This window comes from Isoptericola variabilis (assembly GCF_050311655.1).
Taxonomy (GTDB): Bacteria; Actinomycetota; Actinomycetes; order Actinomycetales; family Cellulomonadaceae; genus Isoptericola; species Isoptericola variabilis.
This window is the reverse complement of the sequence record NZ_JBNOZM010000001.1, coordinates 522,901-544,043: the sequence shown is the minus strand read 5'-3', so window position 1 is coordinate 544,043 and position 21,143 is coordinate 522,901. Positions and strand designations below refer to the sequence as shown.

The 21,143-nt window shown below is 73.3% G+C and carries 24 protein-coding genes and 1 tRNA gene; 7 read left to right on the top strand and 18 right to left on the bottom strand.

Annotated elements, in window-relative coordinates; all coding sequences use genetic code 11:
- The first annotated feature begins 100 nt into the window (after positions 1–100).
- The gene (locus ACQP60_RS02610) at positions 101–607 is read left to right on the top strand and encodes a peroxiredoxin (RefSeq protein WP_429728268.1); all 507 of its coding nucleotides are present in this window, start codon (positions 101–103) and stop codon (positions 605–607) included.
- Positions 608–624: 17 nt separating this feature from the next.
- On the opposite strand, the gene ACQP60_RS02605 is transcribed toward ACQP60_RS02610, so the two are convergent.
- The 3 genes from ACQP60_RS02605 to trxA all read right to left on the bottom strand — a co-directional run bounded on the left by ACQP60_RS02605 (position 625) and on the right by trxA (position 1,900).
- Positions 625–707: transfer RNA gene (locus ACQP60_RS02605), tRNA-Leu, on the bottom strand.
- 18 nt (positions 708–725) lie between these two features.
- Positions 726–1,424, bottom strand: coding sequence for a hypothetical protein (locus ACQP60_RS02600; RefSeq protein WP_429728267.1), 699 nt, complete (start codon positions 1,422–1,424; stop codon positions 726–728).
- A 98-nt stretch (positions 1,425–1,522) separates the two neighbouring features.
- A complete protein-coding gene (gene trxA / locus ACQP60_RS02595; RefSeq protein WP_429728266.1) occupies positions 1,523–1,900 on the bottom strand; it encodes a thioredoxin in 378 nt (125 codons plus the stop codon).
- A gap of 111 nt (positions 1,901–2,011) precedes the next feature.
- Between trxA and ACQP60_RS02590 the strand changes: the two genes are divergently transcribed.
- The 3 genes from ACQP60_RS02590 to ACQP60_RS02580 all read left to right on the top strand — a co-directional run bounded on the left by ACQP60_RS02590 (position 2,012) and on the right by ACQP60_RS02580 (position 3,847).
- Positions 2,012–2,584, top strand: coding sequence for an NUDIX hydrolase family protein (locus ACQP60_RS02590; RefSeq protein WP_429728265.1), 573 nt, complete (start codon positions 2,012–2,014; stop codon positions 2,582–2,584).
- Entirely contained in the window at positions 2,581–3,222 is a 642-nt protein-coding gene (locus ACQP60_RS02585; RefSeq protein ID WP_429728264.1) for a Pr6Pr family membrane protein, read from the top strand. The genes ACQP60_RS02590 and ACQP60_RS02585 overlap by 4 nt, the downstream gene beginning before the upstream one ends.
- Positions 3,223–3,289: 67 nt before the next feature.
- A complete protein-coding gene (locus ACQP60_RS02580) occupies positions 3,290–3,847 on the top strand; it encodes a dihydrofolate reductase family protein (protein ID WP_429728263.1) in 558 nt (185 codons plus the stop codon).
- Positions 3,848–3,893: 46 nt separating this feature from the next.
- Here ACQP60_RS02580 and ACQP60_RS02575 read toward each other — a convergent pair whose 3' ends face one another.
- Both ACQP60_RS02575 and ACQP60_RS02565 read right to left on the bottom strand, forming a co-directional pair.
- Positions 3,894–4,202 (bottom strand): DUF7677 family protein, encoded by a 309-nt coding sequence (locus ACQP60_RS02575; RefSeq protein WP_429728262.1) that lies wholly within the window; start codon positions 4,200–4,202, stop codon positions 3,894–3,896.
- 152 nt (positions 4,203–4,354) lie between these two features.
- Positions 4,355–6,022 carry an ABC-F family ATP-binding cassette domain-containing protein gene (locus tag ACQP60_RS02565; protein WP_429728261.1) on the bottom strand — a complete coding sequence of 556 codons (1,668 nt, stop codon included), beginning with the start codon at positions 6,020–6,022 and terminating at the stop codon, positions 4,355–4,357.
- 50 nt (positions 6,023–6,072) lie between these two features.
- On the opposite strand from ACQP60_RS02565, the gene rph reads away from it, so the two are divergent.
- Both rph and rdgB read left to right on the top strand, forming a co-directional pair.
- On the top strand, positions 6,073–6,843 hold the full coding sequence (rph, locus tag ACQP60_RS02560; RefSeq protein ID WP_429728260.1) for a ribonuclease PH: 771 nt from the start codon (positions 6,073–6,075) through the stop codon (positions 6,841–6,843).
- A gap of 2 nt (positions 6,844–6,845) precedes the next feature.
- Positions 6,846–7,520 (top strand): RdgB/HAM1 family non-canonical purine NTP pyrophosphatase, encoded by a 675-nt coding sequence (gene rdgB / locus ACQP60_RS02555; protein WP_429728259.1) that lies wholly within the window; start codon positions 6,846–6,848, stop codon positions 7,518–7,520.
- A 64-nt stretch (positions 7,521–7,584) separates the two neighbouring features.
- Here the strand turns inward: rdgB and ACQP60_RS02550 are convergent, their stop codons facing one another.
- From ACQP60_RS02550 to clpS, 5 genes are all read right to left on the bottom strand, one after another.
- A complete protein-coding gene (locus ACQP60_RS02550) occupies positions 7,585–7,989 on the bottom strand; it encodes a DUF3054 domain-containing protein (protein ID WP_429728258.1) in 405 nt (134 codons plus the stop codon).
- A 33-nt stretch (positions 7,990–8,022) separates the two neighbouring features.
- On the bottom strand, positions 8,023–8,829 hold the full coding sequence (locus ACQP60_RS02545) for an MBL fold metallo-hydrolase (RefSeq protein ID WP_429728257.1): 807 nt from the start codon (positions 8,827–8,829) through the stop codon (positions 8,023–8,025).
- Positions 8,826–9,629, bottom strand: coding sequence for a glutamate racemase (gene murI, locus ACQP60_RS02540; RefSeq protein WP_429728256.1), 804 nt, complete (start codon positions 9,627–9,629; stop codon positions 8,826–8,828). The genes ACQP60_RS02545 and murI overlap by 4 nt, the downstream gene beginning before the upstream one ends.
- Positions 9,630–9,729: 100 nt before the next feature.
- Positions 9,730–10,437: a DUF2017 family protein gene (locus ACQP60_RS02535; RefSeq protein WP_429728255.1), complete on the bottom strand. Its 708-nt coding sequence runs from the start codon at positions 10,435–10,437 to the stop codon at positions 9,730–9,732.
- On the bottom strand, positions 10,434–10,826 hold the full coding sequence (gene clpS, locus ACQP60_RS02530; protein ID WP_429728254.1) for an ATP-dependent Clp protease adapter ClpS: 393 nt from the start codon (positions 10,824–10,826) through the stop codon (positions 10,434–10,436). The genes ACQP60_RS02535 and clpS overlap by 4 nt, the downstream gene beginning before the upstream one ends.
- 95 nt (positions 10,827–10,921) lie before the next feature.
- Here clpS and ACQP60_RS02525 point away from each other — a divergent pair, with 95 nt between their 5' ends.
- The gene (locus ACQP60_RS02525; protein WP_429728253.1) at positions 10,922–12,361 is read left to right on the top strand and encodes a nicotinate phosphoribosyltransferase; all 1,440 of its coding nucleotides are present in this window, start codon (positions 10,922–10,924) and stop codon (positions 12,359–12,361) included.
- 13 nt (positions 12,362–12,374) lie between these two features.
- Here the strand turns inward: ACQP60_RS02525 and ACQP60_RS02520 are convergent, their stop codons facing one another.
- From ACQP60_RS02520 to ACQP60_RS02485, 8 genes are all read right to left on the bottom strand, one after another.
- A complete protein-coding gene (locus ACQP60_RS02520; protein ID WP_429728783.1) occupies positions 12,375–14,216 on the bottom strand; it encodes a DEAD/DEAH box helicase in 1,842 nt (613 codons plus the stop codon).
- Positions 14,217–14,227: 11 nt separating this feature from the next.
- The gene (locus tag ACQP60_RS02515; RefSeq protein WP_380244530.1) at positions 14,228–14,545 is read right to left on the bottom strand and encodes a DUF3039 domain-containing protein; all 318 of its coding nucleotides are present in this window, start codon (positions 14,543–14,545) and stop codon (positions 14,228–14,230) included.
- Positions 14,546–14,619: 74 nt separating this feature from the next.
- Complete coding sequence (nagB, locus tag ACQP60_RS02510) at positions 14,620–15,402, bottom strand: glucosamine-6-phosphate deaminase (protein WP_429728252.1); 783 nt, start codon at positions 15,400–15,402, stop codon at positions 14,620–14,622.
- 65 nt (positions 15,403–15,467) lie between these two features.
- Positions 15,468–16,787: an extracellular solute-binding protein gene (locus ACQP60_RS02505; protein WP_429728251.1), complete on the bottom strand. Its 1,320-nt coding sequence runs from the start codon at positions 16,785–16,787 to the stop codon at positions 15,468–15,470.
- Entirely contained in the window at positions 16,784–17,791 is a 1,008-nt protein-coding gene (locus ACQP60_RS02500) for an ROK family protein (protein WP_429728250.1), read from the bottom strand. The genes ACQP60_RS02505 and ACQP60_RS02500 overlap by 4 nt, the downstream gene beginning before the upstream one ends.
- A gap of 1 nt (position 17,792) precedes the next feature.
- Positions 17,793–18,719: a carbohydrate ABC transporter permease gene (locus tag ACQP60_RS02495; RefSeq protein WP_429728249.1), complete on the bottom strand. Its 927-nt coding sequence runs from the start codon at positions 18,717–18,719 to the stop codon at positions 17,793–17,795.
- Positions 18,716–19,645, bottom strand: coding sequence for a carbohydrate ABC transporter permease (locus ACQP60_RS02490; RefSeq protein ID WP_429728248.1), 930 nt, complete (start codon positions 19,643–19,645; stop codon positions 18,716–18,718). Before ACQP60_RS02490 ends, ACQP60_RS02495 begins: the two co-directional genes overlap by 4 nt.
- Before the next feature lie 107 nt (positions 19,646–19,752).
- The gene (locus ACQP60_RS02485; RefSeq protein ID WP_429728247.1) at positions 19,753–21,102 is read right to left on the bottom strand and encodes an extracellular solute-binding protein; all 1,350 of its coding nucleotides are present in this window, start codon (positions 21,100–21,102) and stop codon (positions 19,753–19,755) included.
- Between the last annotated feature and the right edge of the window lie 41 nt (positions 21,103–21,143).

The window sequence follows — 21,143 nt, the reverse complement described above, 5'->3', positions numbered from 1 at the left end:
ACGCCGAGCGCGCACCCGCCACCCCTGTCGCGCACCTGTCGCGACCCCGGTGGCGCACCGGGTGCGGCGCACCGCACGACCTCGACACCTTGGAGCACCCGTGACCCGTCTCGCCGTCGGCGACACCGCCCCCGCCCTCGAGCTGCCCGCCGTCCTGCCCGATCCCACCGGCACCGGGCACATCACCGGCACCTACTCCCTGGCCGACGCGCTCGCCGAGCCCGGCCGCAAGGGCGTCGTCGTGTACTTCTACCCCGCCGCGATGACGCCGGGCTGCACCACCGAGGCGTGCGACTTCCGCGACTCCCTCGCCTCGCTGCAGGGCGCCGGGTACGCCGTCGTCGGCGTCTCGCCCGACGGCGTCGACAAGCTCGCGACGTTCGCCGAGCGCGACGCCCTGACGTTCCCCCTCCTGGCCGACACCGAGCACGAGGCGCTCGAGGCGTGGGGCGCCTGGGGCGAGAAGAAGAACTACGGCAAGACGTACGTGGGCGTCATCCGCTCCACCGTCGTCGTCGGCCCGGACGGCACGGTCGCCGTCGCGCAGTACAACGTCAAGGCCACCGGCCACGTCGCCCGGGTGCGCAAGACGCTCGGCCTCGACTGACGTGACTTTTCGCGAGGTGCCGGAGACGGGGGTCGAACCCGCACGCCCTGAGGGCACGGCGATCTAAACGCCGCATGTCTGCCAATTCCATCACTCCGGCTGGCCGGCGACAGTGTAACTAGGCCGCGTCCTTGCCCGCGTCGTTGCCATCGTCAGCCTCACACACGGCGGGCGCGTTCCCATACCGACCCCGCGACCGTCCTGCGAAGTTCGGTGTCTGTGCATGGCAGTTGGGGCACAGGAACCTGAGGTTCGTGGCCCTGTTGTCCCGAAAATCGCCGCTGATGTGGTCGATGTGCAGCGTCAACGGCATCCCTTGCCACTGTCCGTCGCAACCACAACTCTCACAGGCGTACGCGCGGCCAATCTCGAGGAGCGCTCGCCGCAGGCGATGCGGAGGGCGACGCCTGGTCGCCGAAGGGTCGTTGACAAGGAGGTCCGACGCCGCCAGCCGGGTCCCCACGCGCCGGGCGCCCTGATCACGCCGAAAGTGGCTTGTGTCGATCTCGAGCGCCTTGAGCATGCGGCTGATGTGGGCATGCGTTCCGCCGACCTCGCTGAGCCCCAGACGGCGCAGGACACCAGCAACGGAGTCGGACTGGGCCGCTGCCTCGCCCAGGAGCTCGGCCGTGTACTTTCGCCGCTGCCGCGTGAAGTGGCTCGTGTCGATACCGAACTCCTTGATCTTCTTGGCGATGTGGCTGTACGAGCCGCTGCGCAGCGGTACGCCGAGATACCGGAGTACGTCCGAACAAGAAGTGGCGTGCGCGGCTGCATCCGCAAGCAGATCCTTGGTGTATCTCCGACGTCGGCTCACGCTTCGAACATGAGTTCGACACACTGACATGGCAGCAGACAACGACGGCCGCCCCGGACATCCCGGGGCGGCCGTCGTACGTGGCGCTGGTGGCGCGATCAGGCCTGCGGCGAACCGTTGTTCGCGGCGGCAATCTGGGCGCGCACGTCGTCCATGTCGAGGCCTTTCACGGCCTCGACGACCTGCTTGAGCGCGGGCGCGGGCAGCGCGCCAGCCTGGTTGAACACGAGCACGCCCTCGCGGAACGCCATGAGCGTCGGGATGGCGCTCACGCCCGCGGCGGCGGCGATGCGCTGGTGTGCCTCGGTGTCGATCTTCGCGTGCACGACGTCCGTGTTCTCCTCGGACGACGCCTCGAAGACGGGGGCGAACTGCTTGCACGGGCCGCACCACTCGGCCCAGAAGTCGACCAGCACGATGTCGTTGTCGGTGACGGTCTTCTCGAACGTGTCGTCGGTGAGCTCGACGGTGGCCATGGATGTCCTTCCGGTGGGGGTCTCCTTGGCACAGCAGCGGCGCCACCCCCAGTATTCCCGCAGCGGCCTGCCCCCGCGCTGGTGCGCCGTCCGGGCTGGTAGAAACGACGTGTGACGGACACGGCCGAGTTTCCCCCCGACGACGAGTTCTACCCGGGCGAGTCGCAGCCCGCGGGCTGGCTGACACCGGAGGACCTCGCGGCCGTGCGCGCGCAGCTCCCGCTGGTCTACGTCGACGCCGTGCCGGTGCGCGTGGACGACTCGGGCGACGTGGTCGCCGTCGGGCTGCTGCTGCGGGTCACGCCGCTCGGCACCATGACGCGCGCGCTCGTCTCGGGCCGCGTGCTCTACCACGAGCGGGTGCGCGACGCGCTGCTGCGGCACATCGAGAAGGACCTCGGCCCGGTGGCGCTGCCGCAGGTGCCCGCGTCGCCGCAGCCGTTCACCGTGGCGGAGTACTTCCCCACCCCCGGCATCACGCCGTACCACGACCCCCGGCAGCACGCCGTCTCCCTCGCGTACGTGGTGCCGGTGACGGGTGACTGCCGCCCGCAGCAGGACGCCCTGGACCTCGCGTGGCTCACCCCCGAGGAGGCGTGCAGCGACACCGTGCAGGCGGAGATGATCCACGGTCAGGGCACGATCGTGAAGCAGGCGATGGCCTGGGTGGGTCGCCTGTCGTGAGCCGCGGGTCGGCGGCAGCCGCTCACCTGCTCGTCGCGCTCCCCGCCCTCGGGGGCGTGCTCATGGAGCTCGTCATCGCGCTGACGGACGGGCCGGGCGCGGCGGGCACCATGACCGAGCGGCTCGTCCGGCTCTTCTCGTACTTCACGATCCTGTCGAACGTCGGCATCGGCGTCGTCTCCGTGCTGCTGGCGCTCGACCCGGCGCGCGACGGGCGCCTGCTGCGCGTGGCGCACCTCGACGCGCTGCTCTGCATCGTCGTCACCGGCATCGTGTACAACACCGTCCTGGCGGGGGCGGTGACGGGCCTCACGCAGGCCGGGCAGCTGTCCAACGTGCTGCTGCACATGGCGTCTCCCGTGCTCGCGGTGGCCGTGTGGGTGCTCGTCGGCCCGCGGCCGCGGGTGGACGCGCGGACCGTGGGCTGGTCCGTCGTCGGCCCGCTCGCGTGGATCGCCTACACCTTCGCGCGCGGCGCGGTGGTCGGCTGGTACCCGTACCCGTTCCTCGACGTCGGCGAGGTCGGGCTCGGGCGGGCGCTCGTCAACGCGGGCCTCGTCGGCGTGGTGTTCCTCCTGCTCGCCCTCGCCGCGCGCTGGGCGGACGGTCGGCTGCGGCCCGCGCCGAGCGCTCGATGAGTTCTCGACCCCGGCCGAGTCAGCCCCGCCATGACGCCGCACGGGCGTCCAGGACGGGAGGACACGCATGGGACGCCTCATCTACTCGATGATCACGTCGCTCGACGGCTACGCGAAGGCGGCGGACGGCGACCTCGGCGCGGCCGCGGAGGACCCGGAGGTGCACCAGTTCGTCAGCGACGTCTTCCGGGACGTCGGCACCTACCTCTACGGGCGGCGGATGTACGAGACGATGCTCTTCTGGGAGACCGCCGACGCCGACCCCGACCTGCCCACGCACATCACGCAGTTCGCCCGCGAGTGGCAGGCGACCGACAAGGTCGTCTACTCCACGACGCTCGAGACGGTGTCCAGCGCCCGCACCCGCATCGAGCGCACCTTCGACCCGGAGGCGGTCCGCCGGCTCAAGGCCGAGTCGGACCACGACCTCACCGTCGACGGCCCGAACCTCGCCGCGCAGGCGATCCGGGCCGGCCTCGTGGACGAGTACCACCTGTTCGTCACCACGAGCGTCGTCGGCGGTGGCACCCGCTTCTTCCCCGACGGCGTGCGGCTCGACCTCGACCTGGTCGAGGAGAGGTCCTTCGACAACGGGCTGATCTACGCGCGCTACCGGACGCGCTGAGCCGGGCCGGGCGCATGCCCCGGGTGTCACCGCCGCCAGGCCGCAGTCAGTGGAGCGCGACCTCCCAGCCCTCCAGCTCCGGCTCGCCGTCGGGCATCCGACCGGTGCAGTACCGGTGGAGCCAGGCCGCGGCCCGCCGCTCGGCCGCCTTCTCGTTGACCGGCTCGCCCCGGTCGTCGAGCTCGAGGACGTTCGCGAAGACGGCGAACAGGGTCTCCATCGCGCTCGGCTCGTCGCGCAAGACGTCCCAGTAGTCGACGTCCTCGAGGAGGGGGTGCCCGACCGATCCGCGGGCGACCCAGCCGGCGAAACGGCGCAGCGCTCCGGACGTGCCGGAGGAGAGGTTCGTGGTCACGGCGGCGACTGTACGTCGGCGCGCTGGCGGGCGCGACGCTGCCGCGCGCCCTGGCGCGCCTGGCAGCGCGCGGAGCAGAAGGAGCGGTCCCGGCGGGGCGACACGTCGGCGACCACGTCGGCGCGGTCGTCCACGCCAGGGCCAGCCGGCCGTCAGGAGCCGAGGTCGAGCACCGGCCAGTCGGAGAGGTCCGCACGCATGCGCCGGTCGTGGGTGGCGACGACGACGGCGGCCGGGGTGGCGACCAGGGCGCGGGTCAGCTCGTCCACGAGGTCCACGGACAGGTGGTTGGTCGGCTCGTCGAGCAGCAGCAGGTGCGGCGCGTGGAGCAGCGCCCGCGCGAGCTCGAACCGCCGCCGCTGCCCGGCCGACAGCTCCGCGAGCGGACGCTCGAGGTCCTCCTCGCTCAGCAGCCCCAGCGCCGCGACCGGCACGACGTGCTCCGGGTCCAGGTCGCCCCGGTGCAGCAGCTCGAGCGCCTCCGCCGCGTACGCGTCGAAGCCGGTCTGCCGCGCCCCCTCGCCCGGCGCCGCCCCCGAGGGTCGTCCGGGCGCCGCCTCCTGGGCGACGACGCCCAGCCGCGCGCCCGCCGTGACGGTGCGGGTGCCGCGTGCCAGCGTCACCCGGCCCGCGAGCGCCGCCAGCACCGTCGACTTGCCGGTCCCGTTCGGGCCGACGACGAGCAGCCGTCCCGAGGGCGGGACCGCGAGGCGGGTGCCGGGCAGGTCGAGCCGGACCGCGCCCGCCCGGTCGCCGTCGTCGGCCACCACCCGGGGCGACCGGAGCTCGACGAGCGGGTCGCCCGGGTCCCAGCCCGGCGACATCGACGGCAGGTCCGGGAACGCGAGTCGCGCGGGCGGCACCGGCACCTCGACGGCCTCGGCATCGAGCTTCTCGACCAGCCGGTCGGCGGCCTTCACGTGGATGCGGGCGCGCGTGGCACGCCGGTGCTTCTGCGAGCCCTTGGGCGGGCGCCACTCGTCCGACAGCCCCTCGTACGAGGCGTCCAGCCGTTCGGCGAGGACGCGGGCGCGCTCCTGCTCCGCGCGGTAGCGCTGCCGCCACCGGTGCAGCGCCTGGTTCTTCGCGAACCGGTACGCGAGGTAGCCCGGCTGCCCGTACAGCACGGGCTTGCCGTCCATCGACGGGTCCAGGTCGAGGATGGCGGTGGCGACGTCGTCGAGCAGCTCGCGGTCGTGCGTCACGACCACCACGCCGCCCTGCCACGCGACCAGCTCGCCGGTGAGGAACTCGATCGCGGAGTCGTCGAGGTGGTTGGTGGGCTCGTCCAGGAGCAGCAGGTCGGCGCGCTCCGCGAGCCGGCACGCGAGGCGCACCCGGTACCGCTGCCCCACGGACAGGGTGTCGAGGCGCCGGTCGGGGTCGCGCACCGCGCCCAGCCGGGTGAGGGCGACGTCGACCCGCCGGTCCGCGTCCCAGGCGGCCAGGTGCTCGGCGCGGGCCAGCAGCCCCGACAGCCGGCGCAGGTCCCCGGTCTCGTGGTCGAACGACGCGGCCTCCTTCTCGATCTCGGCGGCCAGCGCGCGCAGGTCGGCGAGCGTGCGCCGCACGAGGTCGCCCACGGTCTCCCCCGGCGTCGTCGCGAGCTCCTGCTCCACGAGGGCGACGGTCCCCCTGCGGCGGACCTCCCCGCGGCTCGGTTTCAGGTCCCCGGCGAGCAGGTGCAGCAGCGTCGACTTGCCGGACCCGTTCTCCCCCACCACGCCCAGGCGCGTGCCGTCGGAGACCCGCAGGCTCACGCCGTCGAGCACCGGACGGCCGGGGTAGGCGAACGCGAGGTCCGTGGCGGTGAGCTGCACCGGACAACCCTACGTGCGGCCCGCACAGGGTGGCGGCATAGGGTGGCCGCATGACTTCCCCCGCTTCCCAGGCCGCCACGTCTGACGTCGCACCCCGCGCGGACGGCCGCACGCCCTCTCAGCTCCGCCCGGTGACCATCACGCGCGGCTGGACCCAGAACGCCGAGGGCTCCGTGCTGGTGGAGTTCGGCAACACCCGCGTGCTGTGCACGGCGTCGTTCACCGACGGCGTGCCGCGCTGGAAGAAGGGGTCCGGCGAGGGCTGGGTCACCGCCGAGTACGCGATGCTCCCGCGCGCCACGAACGAGCGCAGCCAGCGCGAGTCGGTCAAGGGCAAGATCGGCGGCCGCACGCACGAGATCTCGCGCCTCATCGGCCGCGCGCTGCGCGCCGTCGTCGACGTCACGGCGCTCGGCGAGAACACGATCGTCCTCGACTGCGACGTCCTGCAGGCCGACGGCGGCACCCGCACCGCGGCCATCACCGGCGCGTACGTCGCGCTCGCCGACGCCGTCGCGTGGGGCACCCGCCATGGTCACGTCACCGGCGGCAAGCAGGTCCTCACGGACTCCGTCGCGGCCGTGAGCGTCGGCATCATCGACGGCACGCCGATGCTCGACCTGCCCTACGTCGAGGACGTGCGCGCCGAGACGGACATGAACGTCGTGACGACGGGCTCGGGCACGTTCGTCGAGGTGCAGGGCACGGCGGAGCACGCGCCGTTCGACCGCGCCGAGCTCGACGCCCTCCTCGACCTCGCCGTCGCCGGCACCGCGGAGCTCACCGAGCTCCAGCGCGCCGCGCTGGCGCAGGAGCTGTGACGATGACGGACGCGGCGACGGTGACCGTCCCCGCCGGTGCCCGCCTGGTGCTGGCCACGCACAACCGGGGCAAGCTCGTCGAGCTGCGCGCCATCCTGCGCGACCAGCCCGGCCTGGACGCGCTGCCCGACGACGCCGTCGTGACCGCAGGCGACGTCGGCGCGCCCGAGCCCGTCGAGGACGGCGTGTCGTTCGTCGAGAACGCGCTCATCAAGGCGCGCGCGCTGGCTCGCGCGACCGGCCTGCCCGCCGTCGCGGACGACTCCGGCCTGAGCGTCGACGTGATGGGCGGCGCGCCGGGCATCTTCTCCGCCCGCTGGTCGGGCAAGCACGGCGACGACGTGGCCAACCTCGAGCTGCTGCTCGCACAGCTGTCGGACGTCCACGACGAGCACCGCGCGGCGGCGTTCGTCTGCGCGGCCGCGCTCGTGACCCCGGACGGTCGTGAGGAGGTGTGCCTCGGCGAGATGCCCGGCACCCTGGTGCGCGCCCCGCGCGGGGAGAACGGCTTCGGCTACGACCCGATCCACGTGCCCGTCGAGCAGGAGCCGAACCCCGACGGCACGCCCGGGACGCGCACGTCGTCCGAGCTCACCCCGGCGGAGAAGAACGCCATCAGCCACCGCGGCAAGGCGTTCCGCGCCCTCGCCCCAGCGGTCGCTGAAGCCCTGTCCTGACGTTGTGAGCGGGCGTTTGGCCTGTTTCGGTCGCGAAACAGGGCCAAACGCCCGCTCACAGCGCTCAGGGGGTGCGGCGGCGGGCGGCGAGGGACGCGAGCGCCCGCCAGCCCAGCATCGTCACGCCCAGGAAGACGGCGGTGACGATCGCGAAGGACACCTCGACGCCGCCGATGCCGAGCACGGGCCGCAGCACGAGGCCCAGCACCACGGTGGCGAACCACACGGCCGCGCCGGTGGGCCACACCTGCGCGGGGGCGCGCCAGGCGCGCGTCGCGAGCCAGCCGACGGCGAGCCCCACGACGAACGGCAGCCCGACCAGCGCGACGTGCCCGACGCCCGCGGTGTCGTGGCTGAGCGTGCCCACCACGGTGAACACCAGCACGCAGACGAGGTCGCAGACGGCGGCGGGCCACGCGGGCCGAGTCGCGGGGTTCGTCGGGGAGGCGGGAGCAGGTGCGGCGTTCACGGGACCGAGGTTATCCGGCGCAGGGGCCGCCGGTCACAGCTCGTGCACCCCGCCGGCCGCCGCCACGGCGACCGGTCCGTCGTACACCGACCGTGCCTCGGCGATCGCGACGTCCGGCGCGTTCCAGACCGGCAGGTGGGTGAGCAGCAGGCTCCGCACCCCGGCGGCCGCGGCGGCCTCGCCCGCCCGCCGGCCCGTGAGGTGGATGCCGCGCTCCACGCCGTCGTCGCGCCCCTCCTGGAACGCCGCCTCGCAGAGGAAGAGGTCCGCCCCGCGCGCGCCCTCGACGAGGCCGTCGCACGCGTCCGTGTCGCCGGAGTAGACGAGCGTGACGCGCTCCCCCGGGCGCACCGACGACGGCCCCGTCACGCGGATGCCGTACGCCTCGACCGGGTGGTACACCGCGAACGGCTCCAGCTCGAACGGGCCGACGCGCACCGTGGCCCCGGGCTCCCAGGCGCGGACGTCGTACTCGCCGTCCATCGACTCGCCGGGCGTCAGCCCGTACATCGCGGCGGCGCGCTCGGCGGTCGTGCTCGGCCCGAGGACCGGGAGCCGGCGCGGCACGCCGGTACGGACGTCGCCCCGCTCCGGGTGGTAGCGCAGGTACACGTACAGCCCGGACAGGTCCGCGCAGTGGTCGGGGTGCAGGTGGGACAGCGCGACGGCGTCCAGGTCGAGAGGGTCGACGTGCCGCTGCAGGGCACCGAGCGCCCCGTTGCCGAGGTCGAGCACGACGTTCCACTCGCGCTCGCCGTCGTGCGCCTGCAGCAGGTACGCGGACGCAGGGGACGCCGGCCCGGGGAACGACCCCGAGACCCCCACGGTGACGAGCCTCATGCCGCCTCCACCAGGGTCACCTCCGGCCCCAGGAACCGGCGCGCGAGCCGCTCGAACGGCTCCGTCTCGCCGGTGGCGAGGAACCGGTGCACCGGTGCGGGGGCGTCGGGCGAGCGCTCCAGGCCGTGCTGCACGAGGTTGCGGTACACGTCCTTGGCGGTCTCCTCGGCGCTGGAGACCAGCGTGACGTCCTCGCCCATGACATAGGACACGGCGCCCGCGAGCAGCGGGTAGTGCGTGCACCCCAGGACGAGCGTGTCGACGCCCGCGGCCTTCACCGGGTCGAGGTAGCGGTGCGCGACCTCCAGCACCTCGGGGCCGGACGTCAGCCCGCGCTCGACGAGCGGCACGAAGTCCGGGCACGCCTGGGTGGTGATCTCCAGCCCGGGCGTCACGTGGAACGCGTCGTCGTACGCGCGCGAGTCGATCGTGGTCTTGGTGCCGATGACGCCGATGCGCCCGGTCCTCGAGGTGAGCACCGCGCGGCGGGCCGCGGGTCGGATGACCTCGACGACGGGGATGCCGCGTCGCACCGTGTACCGCTCGCGAGCGTCGGGCAGCGCCACCGCGGTGGCGGAGTTGCAGGCGATGACCAGCATCTTCACGCCCTCGTCGACCAGCCGGTCCATCACCGCGAGCGCCATCGCGCGCACGGCGGCGAGCGGCTTCGGCCCGTACGGGCTGTTCGCCGTGTCCCCCAGGTAGAGCACCTGCTCGTGGGGCAGCTGGTCGAGGATGGAGCGCGCGACGGTCAGCCCGCCGACGCCGCTGTCGAAGATCCCGATGGGGGCGTCGTTCACCCGAGGAAGCCTAGTCGCGACAGACCGTCACGACCCCGGGGAGTGAGCGGCGACACGGCGTGGCGCCCGCCACAGCAGCGCCCCGGCCTGCACGGACGCGTCAGGCGTCCGAGCGCCCGGCGCGCAGGTCCGCGAGCATCTCGTCGACCAGCGACTCCTGCGCGAACCCCGCGGCCACGAACACGCCGCCCCAGTACCGGCGCTCCCGGCCGGTCAGCCCGACCCGCTCCCAGCCGGCGTACTCGTCCGGCGCGGCGTCGTCCTCGTCGCTCTCGGCCTCGTCGTCGTCACCGTCGTCATCCTCGTCGTCGTCGAGCCCCGACAGGACGTCGTCGTGCAACGTCTCGACGTCCGCGTCGTCGACGAGCCCCAGCCGCTCCGCCAGCACGAGCCGCACGTCGGTCAGCGCCCCCGCGAACTCCTGCGCCGACTCGCGGGGCACGACGAGCTCGGCCCCGTCCCGCGGGTCGTCCGCCAGCACGTCCGGCGAGTCGATCGCGTCCGCGAACGCGACGAGCCGGGCCACCTTCCCGGCCGCCAGGTCCGTCTGCGTGAGGTGCCGGAACTCGGCGGCGACGTCGGCGTCCTCGTCGTGCGCGTCGGGAAGCAGCCGCTGCACCGCCGGGTCCTGCGGCACCCGGGCGACGCCCGTGAACGCGACGCCGTCGCCGACCTCGACGCCGGGCTCCAGCCCCGACTCCGCCCGCACCAGCTCCGCCACGTCCCGCGCGACGCGCCCGAGCACCTCGCGCTCGACGTCGTCCCACCGCGCGACGTAGCCCGCCGGCGCGGACCGGAACGGCGTCATGCCGCGCCTCCGCCCTGACCGGCGGGTCCCTCCGAGCCGCCGTCGGACGAGCCCGACTGCCGCAGCGTGGCCCACAGCCCGAACCCGTGCATCGCCTGCACGTCCACCTCCATGCGCTCGCGCGGGCCGGACGACACCACGGCGCGCCCGTCGTGGTGCACCTGCAGCATCAGCTTCTGCGCCTTCGCCGGCGGGTAGCCGAAGTAGCTCTCGAAGACGTAGCTCACGTACGACATGAGGTTCACCGGGTCGTTCCACACGATCGTCACCCACGGGTCCGCCACGGCCGTCGCCGCGTCGGCCCGGGTGTCGACCTGGGTGTCCCCCGCCGCCTCGGTCGCCGCGGCCGCTGTCGCGAGCCTCGCGCCCGTCGTCGTCTGCCCGTTCACCCGCCCAGCGTAGGCACAGCCGACCTGTGGCCGTCGACCGTCCGCCTGGCGGGCTTCACCCTGCCGGACCAGCGCGGGAGCCCTACCGTGTCCCCATGACCGACGAGCCCCGGGGCGACGCCGCCCCGTCGCTGCAGGCCGTCCCGGCCGCCCCGCTCCCGTCCGTCCGTCCGTCGGTCGCCCTGCTCACCGACCGGTACGAGCTGACGATGCTGCAGGCGGCGCTCGCGGACGGCACCGCGCACCGGCACTGCGTCTTCGAGGTGTTCACGCGCCGGCTGCCCGCCGGGCGCCGGTACGGCGTCCTGGCGGGCACGGGACGCATCCTTGAGGCGCTCGCGCACTTCCGGTTCGGCGACGCGGAGCTCGCCTACCTGGAGCGCGCGGGCGTCGTCGACGACCGGACCCTCGACTTCCTCCGGGGCTACCGCTTCACGGGCACGATCCAGGGGTACGCCGAGGGCGAGATCTTCTTCCCGGGCTCGCCGGTGCTGCAGGTCGAGGGCACGTTCGCCGAGGCCGTGCTGCTCGAGACGCTCATCCTGTCGATCCTCAACTACGACTCCGCCATCGCGTCCGCCGCGTCGCGGATGACCAGCGCCGCCGTGGACCGCCCCGTGCTCGAGATGGGGTCGCGCCGCGCCCACGAGCAGGCGGCCGTGGCCGCCGCGCGCGCCGCCGTCGTCGGCGGCTTCACGGGCACGTCGAACCTCGAGGCGGGCATGCGGTACGGCCTCGACACCATCGGCACCGCCGCGCACGCGTTCACGCTCCTGCACGACGACGAGCGCTCGGCGTTCGACTCGCAGGTCGCGTCGCTCGGGTCGGGCACCACGCTGCTGGTCGACACCTACGACGTGCGCCGCGGCGTCGAGAACGCGATCGCGGCGGGCGGGACGTCGCTCGGCGCGGTCCGCCTCGACTCGGGCGACCTCGGCGTCCTCGCCGTCGAGGTGCGGCGCCAGCTCGACGAGCTGGGCGCCACCGGCACGAAGATCGTGGTGACGTCCGACCTCGACGAGCACGCGATCGCCGGGCTCGCGGCCATGCCCGTGGACGTCTACGGCGTCGGGACGTCGCTCGTCACCGGCTCCGGCGCGCCCACCTGCGGCATGGTCTACAAGCTCGTCGCCCGCGCCGACACGTCCGGCGTGCTCCAGCCGGTGGCGAAGGCGTCGGCGCACAAGACGAGCCAGGGCGGCCGCAAGGCGGCGGCGCGCCGCTACGGGCCCGACGGGCGCGCCGTCGAGGAGGTGCTCGTCACCGGCCCGGACGACCTCGTCGTGGCGTGGTCCCCCGAGGACGGGTCCGACGGCCTGGCCGGCGAGACCGTCGACGGCGAGCGCCCCGACCTGCGCAGCCTGCTCGTGCCGCTCGTCGTGGACGGCGCCGTCGACTCCCGCTGGGTGGGCGCCTACGGCGTGCAGAACGCGGCCCGCCACCACCTCCAGGCCCGCGCGGAGCTGCCGCGCGGCGGCCGCCGGCTCTCCGCCGGCGACCCGGCCATCCCCACCGTGGACCTCGTCCTGCGCTAGAGGTCGGGTGCGGCTATCGCTTCCCGACGAACCAGCCGCGCACCATCTCGACGCGCGCGGCGAGCTGGTCCGCGGTGGCCAGGGGCACCTCGGGGCCGCCGCACCGGCGGCGCAGCTCGTTGTGCACCGAACCGTGCGGCGTGCTGCTCTTGCGCGCCCATGCGGACACCAGCTTGGACAGCTCCTTGCGCAGGTCGGCGGCCCGGCGGTGCTCCGCCTCCGACTGCTCCAGCGCCGCCTCGGACGCCGTCGCGCCGCCCCGGCCGCGCACCTGCTGCGCCTGCCGCTGCCGCAGCAGGGTGGTCACCTGGTCGGCCTCGAGGAGGCCCGGCAGGCCGAGGAAGTCGAGCTCCTCGGCGGAGCCGACGTCCGCTCCCGTGCCGAACTCGCCGCCGTCGAACAGCACCCGGTCGAACGACGCCTGCGCCTCGAGGGCCTCGAAGGAGCCGAGGAGCTCCCCCGACGCCTTCTCCTCCTTGTTCGCCGCCGCGAGGAGCGCCGCCTCGGGGTCGTACTCGATCCCCTGCTCCTCGGCCGTCTTCGGGCGGTCGAGCGCGTGGTCGCGCTCGAGCTCCATGCCGTTGGCGAGCTCGAGCAGCAGCGGCACGCTCGGTAGGAAGACCGACGCCGTCTCGCCACGCTTGCGGGCACGCACGAAGCGGCCCACGGCCTGCGCGAAGAACAGCGGCGTCGAGGTGCTCGTGGCGTACACGCCGACGGCGAGCCGCGGCACGTCCACACCCTCGGACACCATGCGGACGGCGACCATCCAGCGCGAGGTGCCCTGGGCGAACTCGTCGATGCGCGCGCTGGCGCCGTCGTCGTCGGACAGCACCACGGTGGGGCTCTGGCCCGTGAGCCGGGCCAGGTGGCCCGCGTACGCGCGCGCGTCCGTCTGGTCGGTCGCGATGACGAGGCCGCCCGCGTCGGGGACCGTGCGGCGCATCTCCGTGAGCCGCTTGTCCGCCCCGGCGAGCACCGACGGGATCCACTCGCCGTTCGGGTCCAGCGCGGTGCGCCACGCCTGGGCGTGCATGTCCTTCGTCATCGCCTCGCCGAGGCGGGCGCTGACCTCGTCGCCGGCCTTGGTGCGCCACCGCATGTTGCCGGAGTACGTCATGAACAGCACCGGCCGCACGACGTGATCGCGTAGCGCGTCGCCGTAGCCGTACGTGTAGTCGGCCTTGGACCGGCGGATGCCCTCGCGGTCCTCCTCGTACGTGACGAACGGGATCGGTGCGGTGTCCGACCGGAACGGCGTGCCCGTGAGGGCCAGGCGTCGGGTCGCGTCCTCGAACGCCTCGCGGACGGCGTCACCCCAGCTCAGGGCGTCACCGCCGTGGTGCACCTCGTCGAGGATGACGAGCGTGCGGGCCGCCTCGGTCCGGGCGCGGTGCAGCGCCGGCTTGGCCGCCACCTGCGCGTAGGTGAGGGCGACGCCGTCGTAGTGCGAGCCGTGCCGGCCCTGGCTGTTCTTGAACGACGGGTCGATGCGGATGCCGACGCGCGCGGCGGCGTCGGCCCACTGGTGCTTGAGGTGCTCGGTGGGCGCGACGACCGTCACGCGGCGCACCACGCCCGCCTCGAGCAGCTCGGTGGCCACGCGCAGCGCGAACGTCGTCTTGCCGGCGCCCGGCGTCGCGACCGCGAGGAAGTCCCGCGGCTCGCGGCGCCGGTACAGGTCGAGCGCCTCGGCCTGCCAGGCACGCAGGTTGGACGCCGTGCCCCACGGGGCGCGGCGCGGGAACGCCGGGCTGAGGTGGGACGCCGCCGACGACGACGGCGACTGCGGCAGCGGCTTGACCGGTTCCGCAGCGGCGGCGAAGAGATCAGGGGTGGACTCGGGCTCGTTCAGCGGCTGCGCGCTCACTTGCCGGAGTCGCCCTCGCCGCCCTCGCCGTCCTGCGGGTCGCGGAGGCCGTCGTAGATCTCCTTGCAGACGGGGCACACCGGGAACTTCGACGGGTCGCGACCCGGCACCCACACCTTGCCGCAGAGCGCGATCACGGGCTTGCCCGACAGGGCGGACTCCATGATCTTCTCCTTGCGCACGTAGTGCGCGAAGCGCTCGTGGTCGCCCGGCTCCGCGGCCTGCTCACGGGTGTCCGGGCGCTCCAGCACGCTGGTGCCGGCCCCGGTGTCCTGCGAGGGGTCGGCGGGCGGGGTGGAGAGGGGATCGCTCATGCCGGGCAGTCTACGACGCACCCCCCGACGGTCCCCCGCCTCGCCGGCCCTCGTGCCGCGGATCCGGGAACGGATCACAGGCCCTGCCAGTCCGGCTTCGAGGCGAACGTCTGGCGGTAATAGTCCCCGAGCTGCAACCGGGAGGCCGCCGCGTCGTCGACCAGCACCGTCGCGTGCGGGTGCAGCTGCATCACCGTGCCCGGCCACATCGCGGAGATGGGGCCCTCGACCAGCTGGTGCACGGCCTCGGCCTTCTGCCGCCCGGTGGCCAGCAGCACCAGGTGGCGCGCCTGCATGATCGTGCCCAGCCCCTGGGTGAGGCAGTGCGTGGGCACCTGGTCCACGTCGTCGTCGAAGAACCGCGCGTTGTCCACCCGCGTCTGCGCCGTGAGGGTCTTGATCCGCGTGCGCGACGCCAACGACGACCCCGGCTCGTTGAACGCGATGTGCCCGTCCGTGCCGATCCCCAGGATCTGCAGGTCCACCCCGCCCGCATCGGCGATCGCCCGCTCGTACGCCTCGCACGCCGCCGGGATGTCCTCGGCCAGCCCGTCCGGCCCCGCCACCTGCTCGGCGGGCCACCCGACCCTCGAGGCGATCTCCGTCTCGATCACGTTGCGGTACCGCTGCGGGTGGTCCGCGTCCAGTCCCACGTACTCGTCCAGCATGAACCCGCGCGCCCGGGCGAACGACAACCCGTCCTCACGGTGCCGGCGCGCCAGCTCGTCGTACACCCGCAACGGGCTCGACCCCGTCGCCAGCCCCAGCACCGCGGCCGGGTCCCGGCGCAGCAGCGCCTCGATCGCGTCGGCCGCCAGCACGGCCAGCTCCTCGGCGGGGGCGATCACGACTTCCATGGGGGCTCCAGTCTCTCGGGGTACGGGATCGGTTCCATCATCCCGTGGTCGTGCGGTCGTACGTGTCAGTCGTCGGCCGCGGCCGGCGCGTTGAGCATCGGGGTGAGGCGCGCGTCGTACTCCTGCGCGAGGCTCGCGACGTCACCGCCGTCGGCGATGCGTCCGAACAGCTCCTCGTACACCCCGGCCTCCTCGATCGAGGCCCACCCGGGCGCGGGCGGCGTGAGCTTCGACGCGGTGGCCGTGCGGACCATGAGCCGGCCGAACGTGTCGCCCTTCATGAGCTCCTGGGCGTCCTCGTTCGCCGGCCCGAGCCCCGCGGCGGCGAGCTTCTCCTGGTACTCGTCGGAGAAGACGACCCGCAGCACGTCCTCGGCCAGCTCGGGGCTGCGCGACGCGGCGGAGACGGCGATGTTCGACCCGCCGGCGAAGACCGGGGCGATGCCGCCGTCCACCCCCGGCAGGGCGAAGATGCCGAACGTGTCCGCGTCCTTCATCCCGTCGCGCACCAGCTCGCCCTCGTCGTTGCGTACGAGGTGGCCGATGGACCATCGCGCCCAGGCGGGCGCCATGATCGTGGCCGCGGCCGGCACCGTCTTCTCGACGCCGTCGTTGAGGAAGTCCCAGTACTCGACGTCCTTCTCGGTGGACGGCAGGTAGGACGCGTTCTCGTACACGTCCTGCCACATCTCGAGGCCCTCGACGGTCTCGGGGTCCGACAGGGTGGAGACCCACCGGTCCCCCTCCTTGACCGCGAGCTCGCCGCCGGTGGCGAACACCCAGGAGATGCCGTTGCGCCAGTCCTGGCCGCCCATAGCGAACCCCGCGTGGTCGTCGTCGGTGAGCGCCTTGACCGACTCGCCGAACTCGGCGAGCGTCTCCGGCTTCTCGAGGCCGGCGGCGTCCCACAGGTCCTTGCGGTAGAAGACGTACCGGGAGCCGAAGTAGTACGGCAGGGCGTAGTGGCGGCCGTCGACCGAGCCGGCGTCGACGAACGACTGCAGCAGCTTGTCCCCGCCCAGCTCCTCGTACAGCTCGGGCGAGATCTCCCGGAACGCGCCCTGGGTGGTGAAGGTCGGCGACTGCGTGTTGCCGATCTCGACGACGTCCGGTGTGGTGGCGGGGTCCTTGACGGCCTCGGTGAGGTTCTCGACGAGGTCGCCCCACTCCTGCTGCTCGATCGTGAGGGTCGCGCCCGGGTGCTCGTCCTCGAACGTCTGCACCAGGTACTCACGCAGCTCGGGCGTGGTGTCCTCGCCGACCAGCCACATCGTGAGGTCCGTGTCCGGTCCGGCCTGCTCCTCGGGCCCCAGCAGCGAGCAGCCGGCCACCGACGACAGCACGAGCAGGCCCGCGAGGGCCGTCCCGGCACGGCGCGCGGTCACGACGCCACCCCGTTCAGCGGGGCGCGGCCGGCGACGCTCCGGCCGACGACGGCGGCGCCGACGGCGCCGACGGGCACGCGGCCCGGCGCGAGCCGGACGCGGTCGGCCAGGTGCAGCGAGCTGAGGAAGCCCGAGTCGCGCGACTCGCGCACCAGCGCGGCGCGCACGGCGTCGAGGAGCGGCTCGCCGAGCTGGGCGACGCCGCCCCCCAGCACGACGTGCCGCACGTCGACCGTGAGGACCAGCATGCGCACCGCCGCGGCCACGGCCGAGGCGTACACGTCGCGCGCCTCGATCGCCGCCGGGACGCCGCGCTCGGCGGCCTCGAACAGCTCGACGGGCGCCGGGCGGTCGGTGCGGGCGGGCCAGAGCCGCGCGACGGCGGACCCGGACGCGTACAGCTCGAGGCAGCCCCGCTGCCCGCAGGGGCAGACCGGACCGGCCGGGTCCACGGGCACGTGCCCGATCTCGCCGGCCGCGCCGCCGAAGCCGCGCCGCAGCTCGCCGTCGAGCACGAGGCCCGCGGCGAGGCCGGTGCCGAGCGCGAGGAACGCGAGGTCGACGCCCGCGCGCGAGGTGCCCGCGGCCGCGGCCTCCAGGTGCGCGGCGCCGAGCGCCGCCACGTTGAGGTCGTTCTCCAGGCCCACGGGGAGGCCACCGAGCTCGTCGCCGAGCAGCCGGGCGAGCGCCAGCGGCGTGGCGTCCACGCCCACGTTCACCGCGTGCCGCACGGTCCCGGCGGCCGGGTCGACGAGTCCGGGCATGCCCACGCCCACGCCGGCGACGTCCGCGACGTCCACGCCGGCCTGCCGCGCGACGCCCCGCACGGCCCGGGCCGCGCCCGCGACGACGCCGGCCGGCCCGCGCTCGGTGGCCAGGCGGGCCTGGGCCACGGCGTTCCCGGACGCGTCCAGCAGGACGGCGAGCGTCTTGGTGCCGCCGATGTCGAGCCCGACCGTGGGGCCCACGGGGCCCGGGGGGTTCAGAGGTGTGGCGTCGTCCACGTCAGCCCTTCACCGCCCCGGCGACCAGCCCGGACGTCATCCGACCCTGCACGAAGAGGAAGAACACGATCACCGGCACGGCGATGAGCGTCGAGGCGGCCATGACCTCGCCCCAGTCGATGCCGCGGTTCGCGGAGGCCGACAGGAAGCTGCGCAGCCAGATCGGCAGGGTCTGCCGGCTCTCGGCCGGGAGGATCACGAGCGCCGTCGTGAACTCGTTCCACGCCTGCAGGAACGCGTACACGCCCGACGCCACGAGGCCCGGCGCGAGCAGCGGGAACGTGATCCGCAGGAAGGCCTTGGTGCGGGAGAGCCCGTCGACCATGGCCGCCTCCTCGAGCTCGGCGGGGATGCCGGCGACGAACCCGCGCAGCATCCAGATCGTGAACGGCACGAGCATCGCGGTGTACAGGATCGAGATGCCGAGCACCGAGTTGAGGCCGAGCACGGGGGTGCTCGCCCCGACGGTCGACAGCATCTTGTACTGGGCGATGAACAGGCCCTCGGCGGGCAGCATCTGGATGAACAGGACCGCCAGCACGAAGCCGGTCCGCCCGCGGAAGCGCCACCGGCTGATCGCGAGGGCGGCGAGGAACGCGAACGCCAGGACGAGCACGATCGTCACGAGCGTGACCATGAGGCTCATGCGCAGCGCGCCGCCGAAGCCGGAGCCCGTGAGGACGCTGCCGAAGTTCGCGAGGGTGAAGTGCGTGGGCAGGAAGCTCGGCGTGTCCGCCCGCAGGCGCGCGTCGGGCGTCACGGCCGAGAGCAGCATCCAGTAGACGGGGAACACCCAGACCAGGGACACCACGATCCCCAGGACGCCCAGCAGGACCTTGCCGACCCGCGGCCGGGGGCGACGGGCCGTGACAGCCGCGTCGCGCACGACGGCGGGTCCGGGACGGACGGTCTCGGTCGAGGCGGTCACGCGGCGTCCTCCTTCATGAGGCTGCGCACGTAGGGCGCGGCGAGCAGCACCGTGAGCAGCAGGACGAAGATGGAGACGGCGGCGGCGCCGGAGAAGTCCTGGCTGCCGATGCCGAGCTCGTAGATGAAGTTGCCCAGCAGGTTCGTCTCGGAGATCGGGGCCCCGGCGTCCTGCAGCAGGCGGATCTGCGCGAACACGCGCAGATCCCAGATGATCTGCAGCAGCAGCACGATGGCGAGCACCGGGCGGACCAGCGGCAGCAGGATGTGGCGCAGGATCTGGGAGGGGCGGGCGCCGTCCAGACGGGCCGCCTCGAGGACCTCCTCGGAGACCTGCGTGAGGCCGGCGTACAGGGACATCGCCACGAACGGCACCGACATCCACACGATGACGAGGGTCGCGACGACGAAGAACGTCATCGGCTGCGCGAGCCAGGCGTAGCCGTCGTACTGGTCGAGGCCGATCTGCACGAGCAGCCAGTTGACGACGCCGGCGCGGTAGTCGAACAGCCACCGGAAGACGGTCACCGCGGCCACGAGCGGGGTCGCCCAGGCCAGCAGGAGCACGACCTGCATCGTGATGCGCACCGCGCCGTGCACGGCCTTCATCAGCAGCGCGAGGCCGAGGCCGATGGCCACCGTGAGGAACGCGTTCACGAGGCAGAAGAGGATGGACCGCGTCACGACGGGCAGCAGCCGCTCGTCGGCGAAGATCCGCGCGTAGTTGTCCAGCCCGGCGAAGGTGGGGGGCGCGCCGAACTGCTGCATCATCCCGTACTCCTGCAGCGAGGTCACGACCTGCCAGTACACGGGGTACCCGAGACCGACGAGCAGGACCAGCACCGCGGGGATGAGCAGGAGGTAGGGGGTGGCCGGCTGGCGCCGACGGCGGATCGCGATGGTGGACGCGGGTGTCGCGGTGGTCATGCGGTCCTCCTTCCCGGGGGTCGTGGGTGACGGGCGGGGCGGTGGCGCCGGTGGGGGGGACCAGGCTGCCGGCGCCCCGCCCGTCGGGGTGGTGGGCTGGAAGGGGGTCAGCCCGCCTGGCCGTTGAGCATCGGCGTGAGCTTCTCGTCGTACTGCTTGGCGAGAGCCGTCACGTCACCGCCCTCGGCGATCTTCTGGAAGAGCTCCTCGTAGACCGAGGCGCCCTCCACGGCGGCCCAGCCGGGTGCGGCCGGGGTGAGCTTCGACGCCTCGGCGGTCTGCACGGTGACCTCGCCGAACTTGTCCGGGTTGCCGTCGGCGTCGACCGTCATCAGCTTGTTGAAGTCGGTGTTGGCCGGGCCCAGGCCCGCCTTGGCGAGCATCGTCTGGTACTCGTCCGAGTAGATGATCCGCAGAAGGTTCTCGGCGAGCTCCGGGTGCTGGGACTTCGCGGACACCGCCATGTTCGAGCCACCGGCGAAGACGGGGGCCACGCCGCCGTCGACGCCCGGCAGGGCGAAGATGTCGAACTTGGAGTCGTCCGCCATGCCGTCGCGGACCTCCTTGCCGTCGTCACCCTTGGTCATGTCGCCGATGGACCAGCGGGCCCAGCCCGGCGCCATGATGGTCGCGCCCTCGGGCGAGCCGCCGTCGGTGCCGTCGTTGATGAAGTCCCAGTACGCCTCGTCCTTGGCCGTCGCCGGCAGGTTCGACGCGTTCTCGAAGACGTCCTGCCACTGCTCGAGGCCCTTGACCGTGTTCGGGTCGGACAGCGTGGAGGTCCACTGGTCGCCGTCCTTGACGGCGAGCTCGCCGCCGTTCGCGAAGACCCAGGAGATGCCGTTGCGCCAGTCCTGGCCACCGATGGCGAACCCGGACTGCTTCTTCGACGTCAGCTCCTTGACGGAGTCGCCGAACTCCTCGAGCGTCTTGGGGACCTCGAGGCCGGCCTTCTGCCAGATGTCCTTGCGGTAGAACATGTAGCGCGAGCCGTAGTAGTAGGGCAGCGCGTACTTGGTCTCGTCGATCGAGCCCGCGTCGACGAACGACTGCAGCAGCTTGTCGCCGCCCAGCTCCTCGTACAGCTCGGGCGAGATCTCGCGGAACGCGCCCGCGTAGGTGAACGTCGGCGCCTGCGTGTTGCCGATCTCCACGACGTCCGGGGTGTTCGCGGCGTCGGGCAGCGCGGTCGTGAGCTTGGTGACCAGGTCGGTCCAGTCCTGCTCCTCGATCTTCAGCGTCGAGCCGGGGTTCTCCTCGGCGAACGTGTCCTTGAGGTACGTGCGCAGCTCGTCGTTGGTGTCCGCACCGGCGAGCCACAGGGTGATCTCGCCGGCCTCGGGCGTGCCGCCGGTCTCGCCGGTCGCCTCGTCGTCGGCGGGCGCGCACGCGGCGAGCGCGAGCGCCAGGGTCAGGCTCGTCGCCACGCCGGTGGCGACGACACGGTTCCTCTTCACTGGGGATTCCTCTCGATCATTGCAGGGCGGCGCCGGGACAG

Bases quoted from the DNA above. Each gene is read 5' to 3' on its own strand.
- trxA (WP_429728266.1), bottom strand. From the start codon at position 1,900: ATGGCCACCGTCGAGCTCACCGACGACACGTTCGAGAAGACCGTCACC.
- ACQP60_RS02580 (WP_429728263.1), top strand. From the start codon at position 3,290: ATGGGACGCCTCATCTACTCGATGATCACGTCGCTCGACGGCTACGCG.
- rph (WP_429728260.1), top strand. From the start codon at position 6,073: ATGACTTCCCCCGCTTCCCAGGCCGCCACGTCTGACGTCGCACCCCGC.
- rdgB (WP_429728259.1), top strand. From the start codon at position 6,846: ATGACGGACGCGGCGACGGTGACCGTCCCCGCCGGTGCCCGCCTGGTG.
- ACQP60_RS02545 (WP_429728257.1), bottom strand. From the start codon at position 8,829: ATGAGGCTCGTCACCGTGGGGGTCTCGGGGTCGTTCCCCGGGCCGGCG.
- ACQP60_RS02535 (WP_429728255.1), bottom strand. From the start codon at position 10,437: ATGACGCCGTTCCGGTCCGCGCCGGCGGGCTACGTCGCGCGGTGGGAC.
- ACQP60_RS02525 (WP_429728253.1), top strand. From the start codon at position 10,922: ATGACCGACGAGCCCCGGGGCGACGCCGCCCCGTCGCTGCAGGCCGTC.
- ACQP60_RS02515 (WP_380244530.1), bottom strand. From the start codon at position 14,545: ATGAGCGATCCCCTCTCCACCCCGCCCGCCGACCCCTCGCAGGACACC.
- nagB (WP_429728252.1), bottom strand. From the start codon at position 15,402: ATGGAAGTCGTGATCGCCCCCGCCGAGGAGCTGGCCGTGCTGGCGGCC.
- ACQP60_RS02490 (WP_429728248.1), bottom strand. From the start codon at position 19,645: ATGACCACCGCGACACCCGCGTCCACCATCGCGATCCGCCGTCGGCGC.